Below are 16,541 nucleotides of genomic sequence, written 5' to 3' on the forward strand. Positions count from 1 at the left end.
GCGATCTGTATTTTTCCGGTAACTATCCATAGTTGGTTGCCAGAAAACCACCGGTGCCGCTTCACCCGTAACCTTCACCACTGGTGGCGATGGCTTTAGGCCAGGATTTCTCTGCATTACAGGCTATTTCCATTTTGTCCATAGGCTAGCATCTGACTGGTGACAAAAGCTCAATTTTGTCACCAACTGTTCCGAAACGATTTTCATCAAATCAACCACATGCTAAACCGATCAGCTTGGCTGAATATGACTGCTCAGGTTTCACGATATTCCGGTGATGAAGTTCACGCTCCAAGACAGCTTCAATTTTATGCGAATCCACTCCGTGAGCGCTGTTCTTCCCCTTAGCTTTAAACACGGTATCTATTTGCTTTTCTAAATGAGGTATTCGGTTACCATCTCCATCGACAGCAAGTTTCATGATAGAGTGAATATTATGTCCTTTTTCGTTGGCAGCCCTTACTTCCCACACAGAAACGGTTTCACCAGAATTCAGCTCACTGGAATAGAAACTAAGGTATTCAGGATCAAGATTGCGGTATTTGTCGAGCAGTTCTGCAATCACTGGATGATCCAAACCAACCAAATGCAATTTTTCTGAATTGGTTGCTTCTTCCCGATCCGTGGTAAATAGCATTTGTTCGAAACCATCTTTTACCAAGGCAAATTGCTTTTGTCCGCGAATCTCAATGGCTTCACCTTCGTATGGTAACGCCTTCTGCATAAACCTGATCAGGTCATCTATGGATTTCCCGGTATCTGAAAGTTGTACATAGTCATCCAAACTGAAACCATCCAGATCCTGGAATAGTTCGAATACCGCATCCTTAGCATGGCGGGCATTATCCATGGCCGCCTCAAGCTCCAGCCGGGTACGCTTCAGCTCAGGGTCTTGCAGTGCCTGCGAGTAAAGTTGCTGATAGTTAACCTGCTCCGATAATTGGCCGAGGATCTGTGATCGAAGATCTTCTTCCACCTGACCCTTCTCATCCACTTTGCCAAGCGCCTTGGCAATCTCCTCCAGCTTTTCATCAAGCAGCAGGAAAATGCGACCTTCAATGGTGTCACCCAGAACGAGGTTATAAACCTGTGCCGTATCACGCTGCCCATAGCGGTGAATACGGCCAATGCGCTGTTCCATATCCATTGGGTTCCACGGCAGGTCAAAGTTAAACAACACCCGTGCATGTTGCAGGTTGATACCTTCCCGACCGGCTGCTGTACAGATCATCACACGAGGGCCATTCGCTTGCTTGAAACGCTTTTCCGCCGCGAGCTTACTTCCGTGATCGCCACCTTTCAGCACAACAACGCCTTGGCCTGGGTATGCCTTTTCAATCTGCTCACCCAGCATTTCCACCGTACCCAGATAGGTGGCAAATATCACAATGCGTTCCTCTGGGTTTTGCTGCCACAGCACACCCAAAGCTCCAATGAGCTTATCTACTTTAGTTTCTCGGGCTGAAGGGAACAGCCCCAGTAGTTCTTTAATGCGGAACCGCTCTTCTGGTAGCGCGTACGCCACAGCATCCATGGCCGCATCTTCAGCGGCGGCAGTTTCCAGCTCATCGGAAAAAGTATCGGATACAGCGGCCAACTGCTCTTCATTGATCTTTTTGAGCAGACGACGCTTGATATCATTCAGTATGCGGTCGATCTCAAGGTCAGACAGACGATCATTGCCAAAATCAAATTCGACGCGAATTTGTTCTTTTGCCTCGTTAAACGCAATGTCTCTGGCGTCGATATCGAGATTCTCATCGTGCATTAAGCCCTCATGAACAGTCAGGGCCAAAAGTCTTCGCCTCAAGGTGCGATGCACGGCAGCAAAGCTGGACGCTGCAATCTTTTGGAAGATCGTCATTACAAAGCCCAACGCAGTTCCTTTCCCGCCTTGCTTCTTCGCCAGAGCAAAACCGTCGCGCAAGTACTCATTCAAGGCGTTATAGAAATCGCGCTCTTGCTCTGACATCGAAAAAGCTTCGGTATGAACCCAGCGCCTAGCGAACAGCGTGGAACCATCAGCTTTGCAGGCATCGGCTTTGGTGCGGCGAAAAATAATCGGATTCAAGCGGTGACGCTCTTCCACCATCTCGGTTTCACTGGAAAACAACGTGGGGTCAAGTAAATCAATCAGCTTCCAGAAACGGAAATGATCGCCCTGGTGTGGTGTGGCTGACAGCAGAATCATATCTCTACTGTGATCGCGCAAGGCTTCCGCCAGTTTGTAGTTCTGGGTCTTGCGCGTTTTGCCACCTTGCTTATATGCAGTACAGTGATGCGCTTCATCAAAAACGATTAAGTCCCAACGGGGTGCCTCGAGTATTTTCTTGATTCTCGCCGGGCGCTTTAAGGTATCGATACTGGCAATTAGCAGATTATGCTTCGCAAACGCATTACTGCGGCGGTCGCTGACATCACCTTCGTGCCCGAAGACTTCAAAGTTTAAATTGAAAACTTCATTCAGCTCGCGGTGCCAGTTGTTAACCAGACCCGCCGGAACAACCATCAACGCCCGGTTCAGCTCACCACGACTGGCCAACTCCCTCAGAACCAATGCGGTTTCAATAGTTTTTCCTAATCCCACTTCATCGGCAATCAGAAAACGACGCGGGCTTGCACAGGCAACCCTATGAGTCAGCACCACCTGATGGGGTAGCAAATCAATCTTGGCCGAAGTCAGTGAGCTGGCTGAATCCTGAAGCGGTAATTCATGCGCCTTCCAGGAAAGCCACGCTTTCGTGTCGCTATCTGCATGTTTGCCAATACTGGCCACCACGCGCTCATTATGACTGAGTGCTGCCACCAAGGTGCTGAAAGGCACCTGCCGCTCACCTTGGGGAAAAAAGACACGGGCGTAACCGCCCGCAGCTGAGATAACAACACCCTGGCCAAATTCATAATGACTGACACGTTCACCGGGTTGAAAATTCATGGCTACCCCTATTAGCTGATCCGCTCTAGGTATAAACCCAGCCATTCGTTAGTTTTTCCACCTGAGGAGGATTCAATACGGCGCACATCTTTCTGTGCACCGTTCCAGATGCATTGCCCTAACGGAAACATCTGAGCATCGTATTTACCAGCCAAGCACCAGTGGTAGGTACTGGTGGTCAGATCTTCCTTCCAGCGGCCCTGATCTGGCATCCAGAAAATCAACGCCGCATCAGCATGGTTCTGGAAGTCGTAGATCATTTCGTAAATCTCTGACTCCAGCCATTCCAGTGCATCTCCTGGCGATAAAGCGTCTACTGCTACGTCCAACCCTGCGACGTATAAGCCATCGTCATTTAGCAGTGGCATATCATCCGGCCAGCCCGCTTCGTAGTAGCTGATGAATTGACGAAGGCTGATAACCTGGCTAGCAGCATTTAGTTCAGCCAAAGTTTTGCCACACCAGAGCACTGAGATACCGCGTCGTTTCCATTTATCGTTGGTCAGAACATCGCTCATACTTCATCTTCCATACCAAACAATGATATTTGTGCCTGCATAATCTGCTGATGATCTGCTTCCCATCTATTAAACAATTGCCTTGCCAAAGTACAGGCATTGCGCATAGAAGAGTCGGCTCCGTTGTGAACAAGCCAATCCAATAGGTTCCCTAATGCGGGGTGAGGCTTAAAGTCTTCATCTAGAATTTTCTTGGTGTTGATGCCGCTTTCCGGGTAACAGGCACCAACAAGCAACATCGCCTGATCGAAGTCACGGCTCACACTGCGATTGCTGGTCATTCGTTCTTGCGCGAATTCTAGTGGCGAGCGCCAATGAAATGCCTTTGGACGAGTGGTTTCAGTGGCCCAGCCCAAAGCGACAAAAGTAGAAGGCGCTATACCACTACCGCGTAGGAATTTCTGCATCTGATCGCGTTCTACTGAGGGTTGGTGTGCAAAAATACGCAGGAATTGGCGGGTGTTTGGCTCACACACTACCGGGGTACCGCCCGATTCTGATTCTGATTGGTCATCCAGAATTTGGTTAATCCCTACCAACGCTTCGTTAACCGTGAATTCGCGGCCTTCCTCAACATACACCTGGCCATAGTGGCGTGAGAAATATTCCAAAGCTTTACCGCGCTTGATGACCTGAATATCTGCTACTGGCAAACCTTTTGACTGGTGATGTTCTAACAAGCCTTGTAGCTGACGCACATCGGCGAGAATCTTGCGACGCAGGCGCGCCCAGCTGATTTTGCTGGGTGCTTCGGTACGCTTGCGGCATACATGAATGATGTCGTATTCAATAGTCTTGGAGCCAAACTCACCTTTGCCCTTGGTTTCATCGCTGCGAATAGGATAGGTTGCTTCAAGGTAATAGCCCGCGTCGAACAAGCTTTCTAATACATCAACCCATGGCTCATCTTCGCTGTGATGGAAGGTAAAAGCCAAAATGCCCCCCGGTTTCAACAGACGATTCGCCTCCCGCCAACATTCGGTCAGCAGACGCTTATAGAACGCATCTGGGTCATCTGGATGGCGCGCTCTGTTAGAAACAGCTTCCAGCGTTTTTGGCGTGTATTCCCCTGCGTAAACCTCAGGGTATTTATCTTTCAACAACAGACGTAGCCACACATAGAAGAAATCCGCTAACTCAGCGTAGTGCAGCAGACCACCAAATGGTGGATCAGTAATTACGAGATCATACGATTGATCAGCATACTGTTTTAATTCCGTCGATGAACCACAGGTTACTAAGGTACCCGGTAACACAGGGTCATTTGGCATGGTTTTGGAGCTTTTCCCGCTGACCAATTTGCCGATCTCGTCGGACATATTGCTCAGCATCTCGTTAGATACGGTTTCCCATGGCTGTTTGCACCACTCTAGACCTTTCAGAGTGTTTGCCCGGCAGGATGACCAGTTTCCACGACCAAGATCTGAAAAAACCGAGTTTTCAATCACTGTTGATTTGGGATGATAATTATTATTGCTAAACATGGGCTCAGGGGTGTCCCGCTGAGGATTCCAAAAGCAAAACATGTTCTGATTGCGAAGATACTGCTGAAATGCACCTAAAACTATTTCTTTACTGGTGTCGCTGAAGCCATGAGATATATTAATGGCCTTGAGAATTTGCGCATGAATCAGAAGCTGAAGCGGGTTAAACATAGTGTTCCAGTGCGTAAAACCATGATTGGGAACGCCGCCTTGCAAGTGGTGTGTCATAAATCCATAGGGCAATTCTGATTCGGGCCAATAACCTCGCAAATCCGAATTTTTCCTTTTCTCCCACTCAGATACCGCCAAATTTTGTCGCTTGGCAGCATTGCTGTCAGTTGGAGCAAAGTAGCGGCCATTGTAAGGAGCACCTGCTGCATTACGGCTAGGTGAATAACACTGCAATACGTAAGCAGCCATCGGGCCTGTTTGGCCAGAAGCTTTGATGCTGTCGAGTACATCTTGCTGACGACCACATGTACTTTCCTGACAAGTGAAATTAGATTTCTTAGGAATGGTGCCTTGCTGAGTGTTTATTACCAACCCTGAATCCGGACAAATAATTTCTTCAGGCAATTTACCGCGCACTTCAAGCAGTTTCAGTGTCTTTGTTCTGTGTAGATTCCAACGCTGCGTTGCTTCAACTTCGCTTAAGGTGGTGCCGCCAAATATTCCTGTATCGTCAGCCTTTGAAGAACCTTTCAGCCAATCAGGATGAACAAGGAGAGACAAATCAATCTTTTTATTTTTACTCATCTTCTTAAGTAAACGCGGGGATTCGCCTTTTTGCGCCGCAGCTTCATCACGATACGGATGCTGGCAATGAGGGCATTGGTAGTTGCCAGCGTTGTCCATAATGGCGTAAGGAGCTTCTGAATCGGTTACGACCAGCGGAACATTAGGAGCCATGCGGGCTTCCTGGCGCTCAATATCAAAGCTTGATCCGCAGTGTTGGCATTCAACACCTTGCCAAGTTTTAACCGATAGAGATTTGACCGCTACCACTGGGGATGTCATCAATGGAGTACGGTGACCGCATCCGGGAGCAGCACAAGGGCCATGCTTAGCCCAGAAGGTATAAATGACCTCCGGGCCTTCGTATGCGTAATCTTTGCGCTCTTCAGGTGTCAGAGCCAGTGGATCAAAATCATTGCCCATGACTTTGCCAGTAGAACGCTGTGTCCATTTGCCTTTTTCGCCATCAGGGCCTTCACAGGCGTAAAACGGCATGACCTGGGGTTTTACTTCATGTTCGACGTGATCAAATAGTTTGTTCACCTCATCCAGATCGACATCAGCTAATTCGTTCTTTACAACCAGCCAGGCAACCGGGTTGAGATCGTTGCCGGTCATCTGCATGCCGAGCCGAGCACCTTCCACCAATGTGGTACCGCCTCCCATGAAAATATCAGCCACTTTCAATTGTCTGAACGCTTGGTTGTTCTGGTGATTGGCGTAATAGTTGTCCCAAACTAATTTGGCAGATTCTGATGGTTCATCGGGCGCTTTGGTAGCAGCCGCAATCAACATAGAGCGGAATACACTGGAACGGCGACGTGCCCACCACTTACTCATCTGGTAGATGGGTTTGCCTGCATTACCTTCAATCTGCGCAATCTGGTTAATCGGCAGAATCGGAAAATCAATTTCAAGACAGGTTAAAGGGCGATTGGGGTCAGAAAAATCGACCGATTCCAGTTGTGCTTTTTTACCGGCACTAACGGCTTCTGCCACCAATTCTTCTGTCAGTTCTGCTTTCGTTTTGTTAGATGCCATAAAATTACTTATCCAAAGGCCAGCACAGAATGCTGACCATTAATTATTCGGTTTCGACAGTTCGACAAAGGGTACAGCCACTTCTAACAGGCTCAGCCCACCATGGGCAAGGCTTGGGTAGCCGCCTTGTGAACGCCATTTTTTGCGGCCCAGCACAATGTTCCAGTTGCCATGCTGCGTCGTCAGTACCTGAGATAATGGCGGAACCCAATGTTGTTCGGTTTTTGCGTCTTTAATTTCGTTATTACGACCAGACTTAAATTGCCCTTTTAGATAGGCTTTTTGGTCTTCCGGGTAAACATCAGGAAACAACGCAGGATTTGAATACCCATGGTCAGCAGTAATAACCAGACGACGACCTGTGGCAAGTTTGTCGATGAAAGTCCAGAATTCATCGCCAATTAATACAGCTGCGGCTTCTTTAGCCAACACCCGGTAACCAGCCCCCTGTTCAGCCAGGTGGTGCATACGTTCATCAGGCCAGTGATGCCAGAAGATAATGTTGGGATCAGCCTTGATCAGGGATGCACAATCCACCCATGGCAGGTCGGTGGATTCTGTGAAGGCCTCAGGGAACGCAGCACTATGCCCCTGGTTGTTTTGCAATTTAGTACGCTGTCCAAACCCGATTGCTCTGGCAAACGGCGTAGTATCACCTGGTAGCTCAGAGGCTGTGGCACGGGCACTGTGAATGGTGTAGCCCCGCCGCTGCGCACCTTCGATTATCCATGGCGCTTCGCGGAGCGATAACGCATCGAGAATCAGGATGGCTTTCGGTGTTGTATGGCGTTGCCAGAATGCTTTCAGGGCATCTGCTGTTTTTGGTGATGCACTCTCGAATGACGCCCACAAATCCCAGGCACTGCCTGCCAACACATCATCCAATGGTTTGATGGCTCTGTCCCGTTCGGTTGTTTTTGCATCCGCCAGATCCTGTCTGATAGGTTCCGCAAACAGGGGCCAGAGAGCCGAAAAAATTTTCGGCCATACTTCCTGTGCGGGCAGTCGGTGTATATCAGCGATCAGTGACTTATCCATATGCTTTCGCTCGTCGATTATTGTTCTTTATCCAGATCCAGAGAGTAAGTAACACCATCCGGTAAGTTTTTCAGCAGATGCTCTAATTGCGCTCCAGTGAGCTGTGAGGTGGATAACTTAACGTCCTTCACCTTACTGCCTTTGTTAATTCCCCATTGCTCCAGCTTGCCGAGCAGGCTCAGTGTCGAGGTATTTTGCGCACTGTGGTGAGCAACGCCTCCCCCACTTGAACCACCGAAAAGCGATCCTGGTGTTGGTGTGGTACCGGATGCTGTGCTGCTATTGCCTGAGCCTACGGGTGGCTCGTTAACACCACCGGTGGTGAATTCTTCTGGCATGCCGGGAACAGGCTGAACAGGGACTGAACCGCCTGAGCCTACAGAGCCTCCGGGCAGGTGCAGTGTTGTATCTTCCAAATCTTTACCGCTGCCCAGTTTTCCACGTACTCGCAACCAAGCATCTTCTGTGGTTTCTGACGGCTTTTTCTCGTACAGACTGCCTTTGGCATTAATAGCAATTTTGCCTTCTGCACAAGCTCGGCCAATGCGTTCTTTAACGGCTGTTTCACCCAGCCAAGGAATGCTTTCTGCACCTTTTGGGGCTGGCTCTTTCAGCTGGTCGATGAGGTCAGCCACGCTGCGGCTATTCGTTGCGGCATCAAGCAGCATAGTGTCGAATTCTTCGGGAATAAACAGCTCGCTGCGGATTTTCTCATCCAGTTTTTCGAGGATCTGTAACCCTTCTGCGCCGTGCTGTGAAATCTCAAACTCGCATTGAGATGGGTCTGCGAAATTCCACACTACCAAGACTGCAAAACGATCAAAGCGGGATTGCAACTGCTCACGCAGTTCCTTCTGGTACTTCAGATGCAATTGAGCGTACTCACGCTCTGAATTTTTCCAATCGCTAGCGAGATAAACTGCACGTGCTAATACCAGCATAGACTTGTCGTAAAAAATATCGCCAGTACCCACACGTGGCAGCAAAAAGCGCACGGTGTTTCTTGCTTTGGCCACATGGATCTTCAGCCATTCACCCAGCTCTTTGTTATCCAGCGATGCTTTGGGCATAACAATCACTGGAATACGGTTATCCCAATGCTGAGGATGGTCTTTTTCTTCAATGTCCGACCATGGCGCAGTGCGCCACTGTTTCTTCAATACAATAGTTCGATAGATACTCGACTGATTGCCCTCTCCAACTAGGGCATAACGAATCTCTTTGGCAAGATGTTCTACATCTTCATCCTTTTGAAAAAGCTTGTCGTTTTTAGCATGTGCTAACAGCTTGGCCTGTGGATTCACCTCATTCTTGAACACCAAACGGTTGGCTTGGCGGTGAATGTTGAAGCTGTTGTCCTCGATTACTGCAAGCTCGGCGGCAAACAAGTTGTCATCTATCGCTTTGCGCTCGGTAATATCCAGCTGCAGTTCTGACGGTTCAGCACCGGCATGATTTTCCAATGACAAAGAACGAAGCCAGAGAGCTGAAAGAATAGACTCAAGATGCGGCACCTGAGCAGTAGGTACACCGTTTTTAACAGCTTCAAGATTGCGCAGTGCATTCTCACGCAAATCCCTATGCAGCTGACTTGCTACCGAATCCAGTAGTGAGGTAACGCCTGATTTTTCACTGGTTAAGCTGAAGTTCGCTGGTGTGAGTATGGCCGTGTCGTCACCTGACTCCTTAAAGACATCCACCAGAATACGCAAGAGATCACGTGTCTCTTGAGTTTCGGTTGCGATAAGCACCTGATCATCCAGCAATTGCAGAAGTCTTGGCGAGTATGGCCAAGCCTCAATGAATTGCAGTCTGTGTTTTTCATGCTCAGAGCCTGAGATATGACTTAAACGCAGAAATTCATCCACGTGTGTTTTAATCAGAGAGGCAATATCAGATTCTGGGATGTTCATCCTGTTTTCGAAGATCCGATAGAGCAACAAGCGCTGTCTGTCTCGTTTGGCTTCTGGCCCTTTAAAATCGATCCGCACTGGATTTACGCGGAACAGCTGCTGCGCCGCGTCGGAGTTACCTTCGCGCACAGATACCACAAGCGTCAGAAGTTCAGGGTGCTTTTCAGATATTTCCGATAGAATTTGGATGAAGTTAAATGCCCAAGTCTTGCGCTTGTACTGGTTGGAGTTAGTTAAGCCTTCAAACCACGTCTGGAATTCATCCAGAATAAGGATGAATGGTTTATTCTCTGCCATTTCCAGAATCAGATCATAACTCGGCACCTCGGTACCGTGCACTTCCCACTTGGCTTTGATGATGTTGCCGTGCGGATGCTGGTCGAACAGAACATCCCATACATGCTTATAGCGTTGCAAATGTAAGCTTTCGGTAATGACATGCATGCCATACTGTAACTTAAGGTTCGCAATGTCTGGGTTTTTCAGTCGGGCAGACCAGTCATTCAACCAGTTTACTGTTGCATCCTTATCCTGATGCATATGTGACAGTGCGGCCATAAGGTGTGATTTACCTTGGCCCCGCGCACCGATAATTACAACAGGCTCAGCCCGGCCAGCTTGTACCGCTTCCACGGTCTTGAGCATGTCGATTGAGGGGTAAGTGATTTTCAGAAATTCACTTGCAGACTTATCGAGCGCACCAGTGCCATTCCGGTTATGCATTTCGATCATCGTTCCTTTGATACGACGACCGGAAAATTCCTCACGTAACTTCAGTCCTAGCATGGTTAGATCTCATTTTTACTTGATATTTGGTTGTGTTGCTGCGTTATCCAGGTATCTATCTCTTCTTTCTTGAAACGCCACGAGATGTCCACTTTAAACGCAGGGATCTTTGCTGCTGTGGCCATGCGATAGACAGTACGCTCGTTGAGCTTGAGGTACGACGCGACATCCTTGATGGTCATTATTTGCTCACTCATGTTTGTTGTCCGTAGTGAGTACAATGTTTTGTCGGTATAGTACAAGGAGGTCTTCTTTTGTTCAAAATTATCTCTAAATGTCAAGGCTGTGCTTGCTTAATACCTAGCTCCACCGCTCTAGCTCCCGGACAGGGACATCGTAAAAATCTTGAGTAATGCGATTCTGGATAATGGATGAGACAACAATAACTCAGTACGTCGGGATTGTTAATCCGAGCAACGCAGTAACATGCTATACCCTGACTCCTCATGCTTACCATCATTACGGCACAAAATTCAGCTATGGCAAAGCGAGTGCGCTGTTGCGTTCTTTTGAGTCCGAAGAAAATAACTAAACCAGGGCATGCCCCTGGTTTAGTTATATCGACGTTATTTCTGCTCGGCTTTCAGGTGCGCGGTCTCTTTACCCTGCGCCTCTAACTGATTTACCACCCATTCAAACACGACCTGTGTGCCAATCGGACCATCCTGCGACAAGCGCGGATCAGGGTCAAAGGCCGTTTCAATCACATAGGGGTTCTGCAGGCGTGTTTTGGCGACATGAACCATTCTATCTTTATCATTCGGGCGCAGCATATCCACCTTGTTCAGACAGACCAACACAGGCTTGCCCTCCGCCTTTAACTTCTCCAGTGTCTGCACGTCATGACCTGACACACCACGGTTGACGTCTACCACCAGCAGGAACAGATCGGTATGCTTGATATTATCATTCACCAAGTCATTGACCTCGGAACGCACGTCGTGAAATCCAGGGAAGTTAATAAGTTTAATAGTACCTGTGTGCCCAAGGTCATACACCTTAGTATCGGATGTAGAGCCAGCAATAGGATTGATATTGCCGGTATCAACACCGAATACGCTTTTAAAGAGCGCATCTTTGCCGACGGAACCATCTCCCACTACGCTGATAGTCAGGCGTTTTAATACGTTCTGACGCAGCATCGCGATATGTACGATCGCCGGAACCGTCTTACGAAACGCAGGGCCTGCAATTTCTACCGCCAGCCATGCGCCGGAAGCGATCCAACCAATTGGCCCTAAGAATGCACCGACACCGCGTACCAGCGCCGCATTTGCCGCAAAGTTGAGGCCATTACCCATCAGCGAGCGGGCCAGCATCCAGTTTATCGAGCAGCATCGCCAACTGGGCGCGGGTGATGGAGATTTTGCCGTCGCGGACGGTGGGCCAGACGAACTGGCCTTCCTCCAGCCGTTTGGTGAACAGGCACAGCCCGTCCGCATCGGCCCAGAGGACCTTCACTATATCGCCCCGGCGCCCCCGGAAGATGAACAGGTGGTCGGCGTGCGGGTCGTCGTCCAGTGTGCTCTGTATCTGCTCGCCCAATCCGTTGAAGGACTTGCGCATGTCGGTGGCGCCGGCGATCAGCCAGATGCGGGTGCCTGACGGGAGAGATATCATCGCGCCCTCCCGGTCAGCTCACGGGTAAGGACGGACAGCAACTCCGGCGATAGGTTCTCCAGCGTCATATTGCCGTGGCGGAACTCGACGCGGCAGGATGCGGCGCTGGCGAGCGAGGGTGTCGCCGGGGGCAAGGCGTGAGTCTCTTCCGATGATGCCGGTTCCGGTATGACTTCAATGGGCAGCAGCGCCGCTGGCTGGGGGAGAAGTGTTTGCCCCGGCGGGCACAATGCCCCTTCACGCCAGCGTTGACGCCATTTGAACAACAGATTGTCGTTAATGCCGTACTTGCGGGCTACCTGGGCAACAGAGGCCCCGGCTGATAAGAGAGCTCAACCACTTTGAGCTTGAACTCAAGGGGAAAGTTTGGGCGTCTGGGGCGTTTGGCTACGGGTGATGTCATAAATGGTGTCCGCTAAATTTGGTGGACACTATCCTGTCAGATATTTCAGGTTCGGAAAGTCGGTACGGGCTGGACGCTTACGTAGCAGCGTACCCTTAAAACGTATGAATATCGAGTAGTACGATGCTTGCAACATAAACGCTTGGGGCCTTCAGAACTGGTGAAACCGAGCGAATAGAAATTGGTTGTTATTTAAGCTATAGTTGACTCAATTTCTACACCAACACCGTATCCAGGAGGGATAATGAACCAGACAAAACAGCAGCACGCTTACCAGCGCGGAGCCCGCATTGCGCGGCTTTGGAAGAAAGTAAAAGGTAGCGTTTTGCACTGGGATGAACGCTGTGTCACCTGGGCCAATAAAAAGCATCTCCCGCCATGGATAGGACATGCTCCAATCATTATATTTATTGCCTTTTTTATCAGCACAATAGCGTTTGGTAGCCTTATCATAGCGGCATGTTTCCTGTTAATCTTTGCCGTTGCATGTATTATCCAAAATCCAGGTTCATCCCAGGCAACGGCTGATGAAGCTGAATTTTATGACGATACGGAAAAAACAGGACCAGGGTATAGGTACGGTCAGGAAGGGCATGGCTATTATTCAGGTTCCGATGACATCACATCAGAACGCTTGGACTAAGCGAGGTACAGAATACCTCGCTGATTAGTTTCACTTTATAATCTCGCGGCTTTCTTCAGGGAATCAACTCCACTACCACCGGTTTCTTGTGGTTTCGATACTCCAGTTTTCATTGCACTGGTGAGGGAATCACCAACCCTAACCCCAGCCCATGATAAAGCGCCAAGCCATAATGCCGGCAGCACGATAAACATCGTCCCCATCACCAGGTTCATGATGATATCGTCTGTCGTGTTCTGAAATCCTGCGAGGTTCCAGCGATCGTGTGTGCTCGAACTGTAGAGCGCTTCCATAAGCCAACTGTCTAGCCAGCGAGCTAACTCCCACCAGAAGGTCAGGAAGTTAAGTGCGAAGAGCACAAACGTCACCGTAATCACGGTCTTGTACTCATACGCCGCAAACGCCAGGATTAACGGGAGCATCACATAGATAGCCATCAACAGCACAGCCTGCACCATGGGTAAAGCCTGACGCATAGCATCAAACGCAGGGAAAGCGGCCAGGCTTCCCAACGATGTGCCACCAAGGGCGGCCAGGCGAGTCATGGCGTTATCATTAGTAAAATCCGCATTACCACCGTAACCGGCATAGGCATGCCCTCCCTGTGACACAGTCAGGCTCTGCGGGCTCACCAGCCAACGAACCACCATTTCTTTATAATCGGCCGTGGATTCTCCGATCATCTTAACGGCCGCAGACATCCGCAACATGACGTCAGGATCAACCTGCTTCAATACACGGGCTTGCAGGCCAGTATCGGCCGTTGACCACCATTCGCTGCAGGTCGGATATCCGCCACGGCCGGTGTTCGGCCGGCCACTGTCCCGTGAATCGTTCCAGGGAAAACTTGCCCGCGGCATTTTTGACTGCAGGTTCGCGTAATAGCCCCCATTCAGGAATGTACCGGAGCCCAGCCATTCAATATCACGCAATGTCGCTTTATCCGTTGTCTGCCCCTGGTCACGGTTCTGCCAGGTGTAAAGCGCCAGAGAGTAACAATCATTGGTAAAGTCCTGCAGTTCTCTGGCCAGAGCCGGATTGTTCACCCGGCTATGCTGAACTTCAAAACGCACCTGCCGCAAATCCGGTCGGCACGGAATGCTGGCCACCGCCGCCTGGGTGATCCCTTTGGAGAGCTTATGCACCACCAACCACCACACCGGCACCTTCGCCGCCTGGCCATTCATGCTCGATACAATATTGGCATACCCGGTGTCCGCCGGTTTTTTCGGTGTCCAGGTACCACAGGTCGATGCCCGGCTGCTGTCATATTTGATCGTGTCCAGGCTGACGTTGATCAGCGGCAAGCAGCAGGCGATCATCACAAAGAAAGCGACATAAAGCAGGTTCTCGATGCGCGGCAGGGACAGCATCCCTTTGTTACCTTCGTCATCGCCTTCTTCACGTACTTTCAGCCAGATGCCGACAACCCTGAACAGTAACGGCAGCACGAATAATCCAGTGCTGACCAGCAACTCCCACAAGCCATTGTTGATCAGCCAGCCGAGCAGCGTCAGAAAGTATTCGAGATAGCTGTTGGTCATCATAACGGCAACCCTCCGCCAAAGAGGGAGTATTCACAGACCAGCGCGAACAACGCGCATGCGATCGCCATACGTTTCAGTGGTCCCCTGTATGCCGGTTTGCAGCCCGGAGAATGCCAGATTTTCCAAAATCCCCAGGCCAGCGCGGCGTAAAGCGCCAAACGCCAGACCAGCCAGCCGTAACGAGTGCTTTGCATCCAGTTTCGCAACGCGGCGCTATCAGTTGGGTGATTAATGCCCCAGTGCGCTATCACCAGGGCAATCGCCATCATGGCCACCATCGTGCCCAGCAGTTGCAGAACACGCTTTGCCCGGTGGCTGAATTTGCCGTCCCGTCGGGGCGACAACGTATTCTTCTTTGTTTCGTTCATCACAATGTATCCCCTCGGCTACTGGTCGCTTTCCGGCACGGCCAGCCGATTAAATTTGGTATCCAGACTGTCGGTAGACTGGCGCTGCGGGTTGGTTTCGACGCGGTTGTTCTCACGCTCAATGATGGTCAATACCGCGTTACGGGAGATTTCACGTTTCATTTCCATCTCGTTTTTCAGTGCGGCAATTTCTCTGTCCAGCGCCTCGATACGACGCCCACCTTCCTCCATGGCGGTTTTCAATGCGGCTGCGTTCGGCTCCGACATCCCGGTGGTGATCATTCGGCGCATGATGAAGGCCGTTTCGATGGTATCCGCCATCGCCAGTTCGCTGGCCAGACGGCCGACTAACGCCGCATTATCCGGATCTCGCTGCAGTGCTTTGATAACGCCGGCGGTGACCGCCAGGCTACCGGTTTTGAGCTTTGCCAGGTTGGTCGCATTGGGCTTTTCTGTTCCGTTAACCAGTTTGGCCAACTGCTCATTATTGGTTTTGGTGGCGTCTTCCAGCATCGGCGCAAAGCCGGTGCCGGCCACGGTGCTGCCCGGCTGTTCCGTGCTGTCACCACTGGTGCATGCGTTGGCGTCCTTGCAGGTACGCAGCGAGGCATCCCCCAGCACTTTCACGACCGCGGCAGCCGCTTCTTCGCTATTGGCATATTTGGCGCAGGCCCCGCCGGTGCAACTGCTGCCCGTGACGCTGGAAGTACTCGTTACGGCCTGCCCGTTCATCATGTTGTAGCCGGCTGCGGCCAGGTCATGCGTCGGCTTGATAGAGGGTTGCCCGGCACCGCCGCGCTTCTGGCCGCCGATCCAGGTCTGCCCGGATTCCCCGGTCACCTTTTCGGTGGCGTTCATTGAACGTACCGCATCCGCATCACCGCCGTTGACCAGGCTTTTGGCCTCTTCCATCGCGGCCGCCTGGCTCCAGCTACCGGTATCGGCCATGTCCATCATGCGTTTGGAGAGGTTCTGACAGTTCAACTGAGCCTTATCGAACGCGACACCACCCTGTAATACCCCGTTGGTGAGCATTTCATACAAACCCGGGTTGGCGCGCTGGATAATCATCGCCGGCAGGCTGGCCACCGCCCCCGTTGCCCCCTGGATAACCTCACTCATCAGGTTCTTGAAACCGGAGGTAACGCCGTTAAGCTGGTTGCCGACCGTGGTCTTCAAGTCAAAGTTGCCGCACATCAAATCCGAGCTCCAGCCCAGATTCATACCGAGACGCTGCATATTGCTGCGCGTCGCCGGCTGAGAAATCACCGAACCGCCGCCCAGGGAGTAGAACAATTTGTCCGAAACGGCTCCGCTGGAGTTCAGTCCATAGCCCATATTGCTTTCATTTACCTGGGGCAATGACACCCCGAATAGCGTGTCATTATCATCAGCGAATACGTTCCTACTGCCCGTAGTGCCGGTCATGAGCAGACTTCCGGTCACCATCAAAGACAGGGCGCGGTATCGCCTCCTGGAAAACTGATTTTTTTCCGTTTTCTGCATTATT

General features: G+C 50.6%; 12 protein-coding genes and 1 pseudogene. 1 reads left to right on the forward strand and 12 read right to left on the reverse strand.

Going from position 1 to position 16,541, the window contains the following annotated elements; genetic code table 11:
* Positions 1-211: 211 nt before the first annotated feature.
* The 9 genes and pseudogenes from EH206_RS19295 to EH206_RS19335 all read right to left on the reverse strand — a co-directional run.
* Positions 212-2,935 (reverse strand): DEAD/DEAH box helicase, encoded by a 2,724-nt coding sequence (locus EH206_RS19295; RefSeq protein ID WP_009114222.1) that lies wholly within the window; start codon positions 2,933-2,935, stop codon positions 212-214.
* 11 nt (positions 2,936-2,946) lie between these two features.
* The gene (locus tag EH206_RS19300) at positions 2,947-3,453 is read right to left on the reverse strand and encodes a hypothetical protein (RefSeq protein WP_009114223.1); all 507 of its coding nucleotides are present in this window, start codon (positions 3,451-3,453) and stop codon (positions 2,947-2,949) included.
* Positions 3,450-6,713, reverse strand: a complete 3,264-nt coding sequence (locus tag EH206_RS19305) for a site-specific DNA-methyltransferase (protein WP_009114224.1) — start codon at positions 6,711-6,713, stop codon at positions 3,450-3,452. The genes EH206_RS19300 and EH206_RS19305 overlap by 4 nt, the downstream gene beginning before the upstream one ends.
* Positions 6,714-6,752: 39 nt before the next feature.
* Entirely contained in the window at positions 6,753-7,751 is a 999-nt protein-coding gene (locus EH206_RS19310) for a hypothetical protein (RefSeq protein ID WP_009114225.1), read from the reverse strand.
* Between the two features lie 17 nt (positions 7,752-7,768).
* Entirely contained in the window at positions 7,769-10,450 is a 2,682-nt protein-coding gene (locus EH206_RS19315; RefSeq protein WP_009114226.1) for a hypothetical protein, read from the reverse strand.
* Between the two features lie 2 nt (positions 10,451-10,452).
* Positions 10,453-10,647 carry a methylation-associated defense system helix-turn-helix domain-containing protein MAD1 gene (mads1, locus tag EH206_RS19320; protein WP_009114227.1) on the reverse strand — a complete coding sequence of 65 codons (195 nt, stop codon included), beginning with the start codon at positions 10,645-10,647 and terminating at the stop codon, positions 10,453-10,455.
* Positions 10,648-11,016: 369 nt separating this feature from the next.
* Positions 11,017-11,769: a GTPase gene (locus tag EH206_RS19325; RefSeq protein ID WP_009114228.1), complete on the reverse strand. Its 753-nt coding sequence runs from the start codon at positions 11,767-11,769 to the stop codon at positions 11,017-11,019.
* On the reverse strand, positions 11,744-12,070 hold the full coding sequence (tnpB, locus tag EH206_RS19330; protein WP_009114229.1) for an IS66 family insertion sequence element accessory protein TnpB: 327 nt from the start codon (positions 12,068-12,070) through the stop codon (positions 11,744-11,746). The genes EH206_RS19325 and tnpB overlap by 26 nt, the downstream gene beginning before the upstream one ends.
* Positions 12,067-12,354, reverse strand: a pseudogene (locus tag EH206_RS19335) (IS66-like element accessory protein TnpA); the annotation flags it as partial. The pseudogene EH206_RS19335 and the gene tnpB, both read right to left, overlap by 4 nt.
* 363 nt (positions 12,355-12,717) lie before the next feature.
* Between EH206_RS19335 and EH206_RS19340 the strand changes: the two are divergent.
* Positions 12,718-13,116 carry a hypothetical protein gene (locus EH206_RS19340; protein WP_009114230.1) on the forward strand — a complete coding sequence of 133 codons (399 nt, stop codon included), beginning with the start codon at positions 12,718-12,720 and terminating at the stop codon, positions 13,114-13,116.
* Between the two features lie 35 nt (positions 13,117-13,151).
* Here EH206_RS19340 and EH206_RS19345 read toward each other — a convergent pair whose 3' ends face one another.
* Genes EH206_RS19345 through EH206_RS19355 form a run of 3 tightly spaced genes read right to left on the reverse strand, consistent with a single transcriptional unit; the run spans position 13,152 to position 16,537 of the window.
* Positions 13,152-14,663 (reverse strand): conjugal transfer protein TraG N-terminal domain-containing protein, encoded by a 1,512-nt coding sequence (locus EH206_RS19345; RefSeq protein WP_009114231.1) that lies wholly within the window; start codon positions 14,661-14,663, stop codon positions 13,152-13,154.
* The gene (locus EH206_RS19350; RefSeq protein ID WP_009114232.1) at positions 14,660-15,031 is read right to left on the reverse strand and encodes a hypothetical protein; all 372 of its coding nucleotides are present in this window, start codon (positions 15,029-15,031) and stop codon (positions 14,660-14,662) included. Before EH206_RS19350 ends, EH206_RS19345 begins: the two co-directional genes overlap by 4 nt.
* An 18-nt stretch (positions 15,032-15,049) precedes the next feature.
* Positions 15,050-16,537, reverse strand: a complete 1,488-nt coding sequence (locus EH206_RS19355) for an integrating conjugative element protein (protein WP_009114233.1) — start codon at positions 16,535-16,537, stop codon at positions 15,050-15,052.
* Positions 16,538-16,541 lie beyond the last annotated feature (4 nt).

The sequence above is a fragment of the Brenneria nigrifluens DSM 30175 = ATCC 13028 genome (assembly GCF_005484965.1).
Taxonomy (GTDB): Bacteria; Pseudomonadota; Gammaproteobacteria; order Enterobacterales; family Enterobacteriaceae; genus Brenneria; species Brenneria nigrifluens.

What these genes read in the sequence shown, in the direction of transcription:
- EH206_RS19300 (WP_009114223.1), bottom strand. Translation starts at nt 3,453, where the DNA reads ATGAGCGATGTTCTGACCAACGATAAATGGAAACGACGCGGTATCTCA.
- EH206_RS19305 (WP_009114224.1), bottom strand. Translation starts at nt 6,713, where the DNA reads ATGGCATCTAACAAAACGAAAGCAGAACTGACAGAAGAATTGGTGGCA.
- EH206_RS19325 (WP_009114228.1), bottom strand. Translation starts at nt 11,769, where the DNA reads ATGCTGGCCCGCTCGCTGATGGGTAATGGCCTCAACTTTGCGGCAAAT.
- tnpB (WP_009114229.1), bottom strand. Translation starts at nt 12,070, where the DNA reads ATGATATCTCTCCCGTCAGGCACCCGCATCTGGCTGATCGCCGGCGCC.
- EH206_RS19315 (WP_009114226.1), bottom strand. Translation starts at nt 10,450, where the DNA reads ATGCTAGGACTGAAGTTACGTGAGGAATTTTCCGGTCGTCGTATCAAA.
- mads1 (WP_009114227.1), bottom strand. Translation starts at nt 10,647, where the DNA reads ATGAGTGAGCAAATAATGACCATCAAGGATGTCGCGTCGTACCTCAAG.
- EH206_RS19295 (WP_009114222.1), bottom strand. Translation starts at nt 2,935, where the DNA reads ATGAATTTTCAACCCGGTGAACGTGTCAGTCATTATGAATTTGGCCAG.
- EH206_RS19355 (WP_009114233.1), bottom strand. Translation starts at nt 16,537, where the DNA reads ATGCAGAAAACGGAAAAAAATCAGTTTTCCAGGAGGCGATACCGCGCC.
- EH206_RS19350 (WP_009114232.1), bottom strand. Translation starts at nt 15,031, where the DNA reads ATGAACGAAACAAAGAAGAATACGTTGTCGCCCCGACGGGACGGCAAA.
- EH206_RS19340 (WP_009114230.1), top strand. Translation starts at nt 12,718, where the DNA reads ATGAACCAGACAAAACAGCAGCACGCTTACCAGCGCGGAGCCCGCATT.
- EH206_RS19310 (WP_009114225.1), bottom strand. Translation starts at nt 7,751, where the DNA reads ATGGATAAGTCACTGATCGCTGATATACACCGACTGCCCGCACAGGAA.
- EH206_RS19345 (WP_009114231.1), bottom strand. Translation starts at nt 14,663, where the DNA reads ATGATGACCAACAGCTATCTCGAATACTTTCTGACGCTGCTCGGCTGG.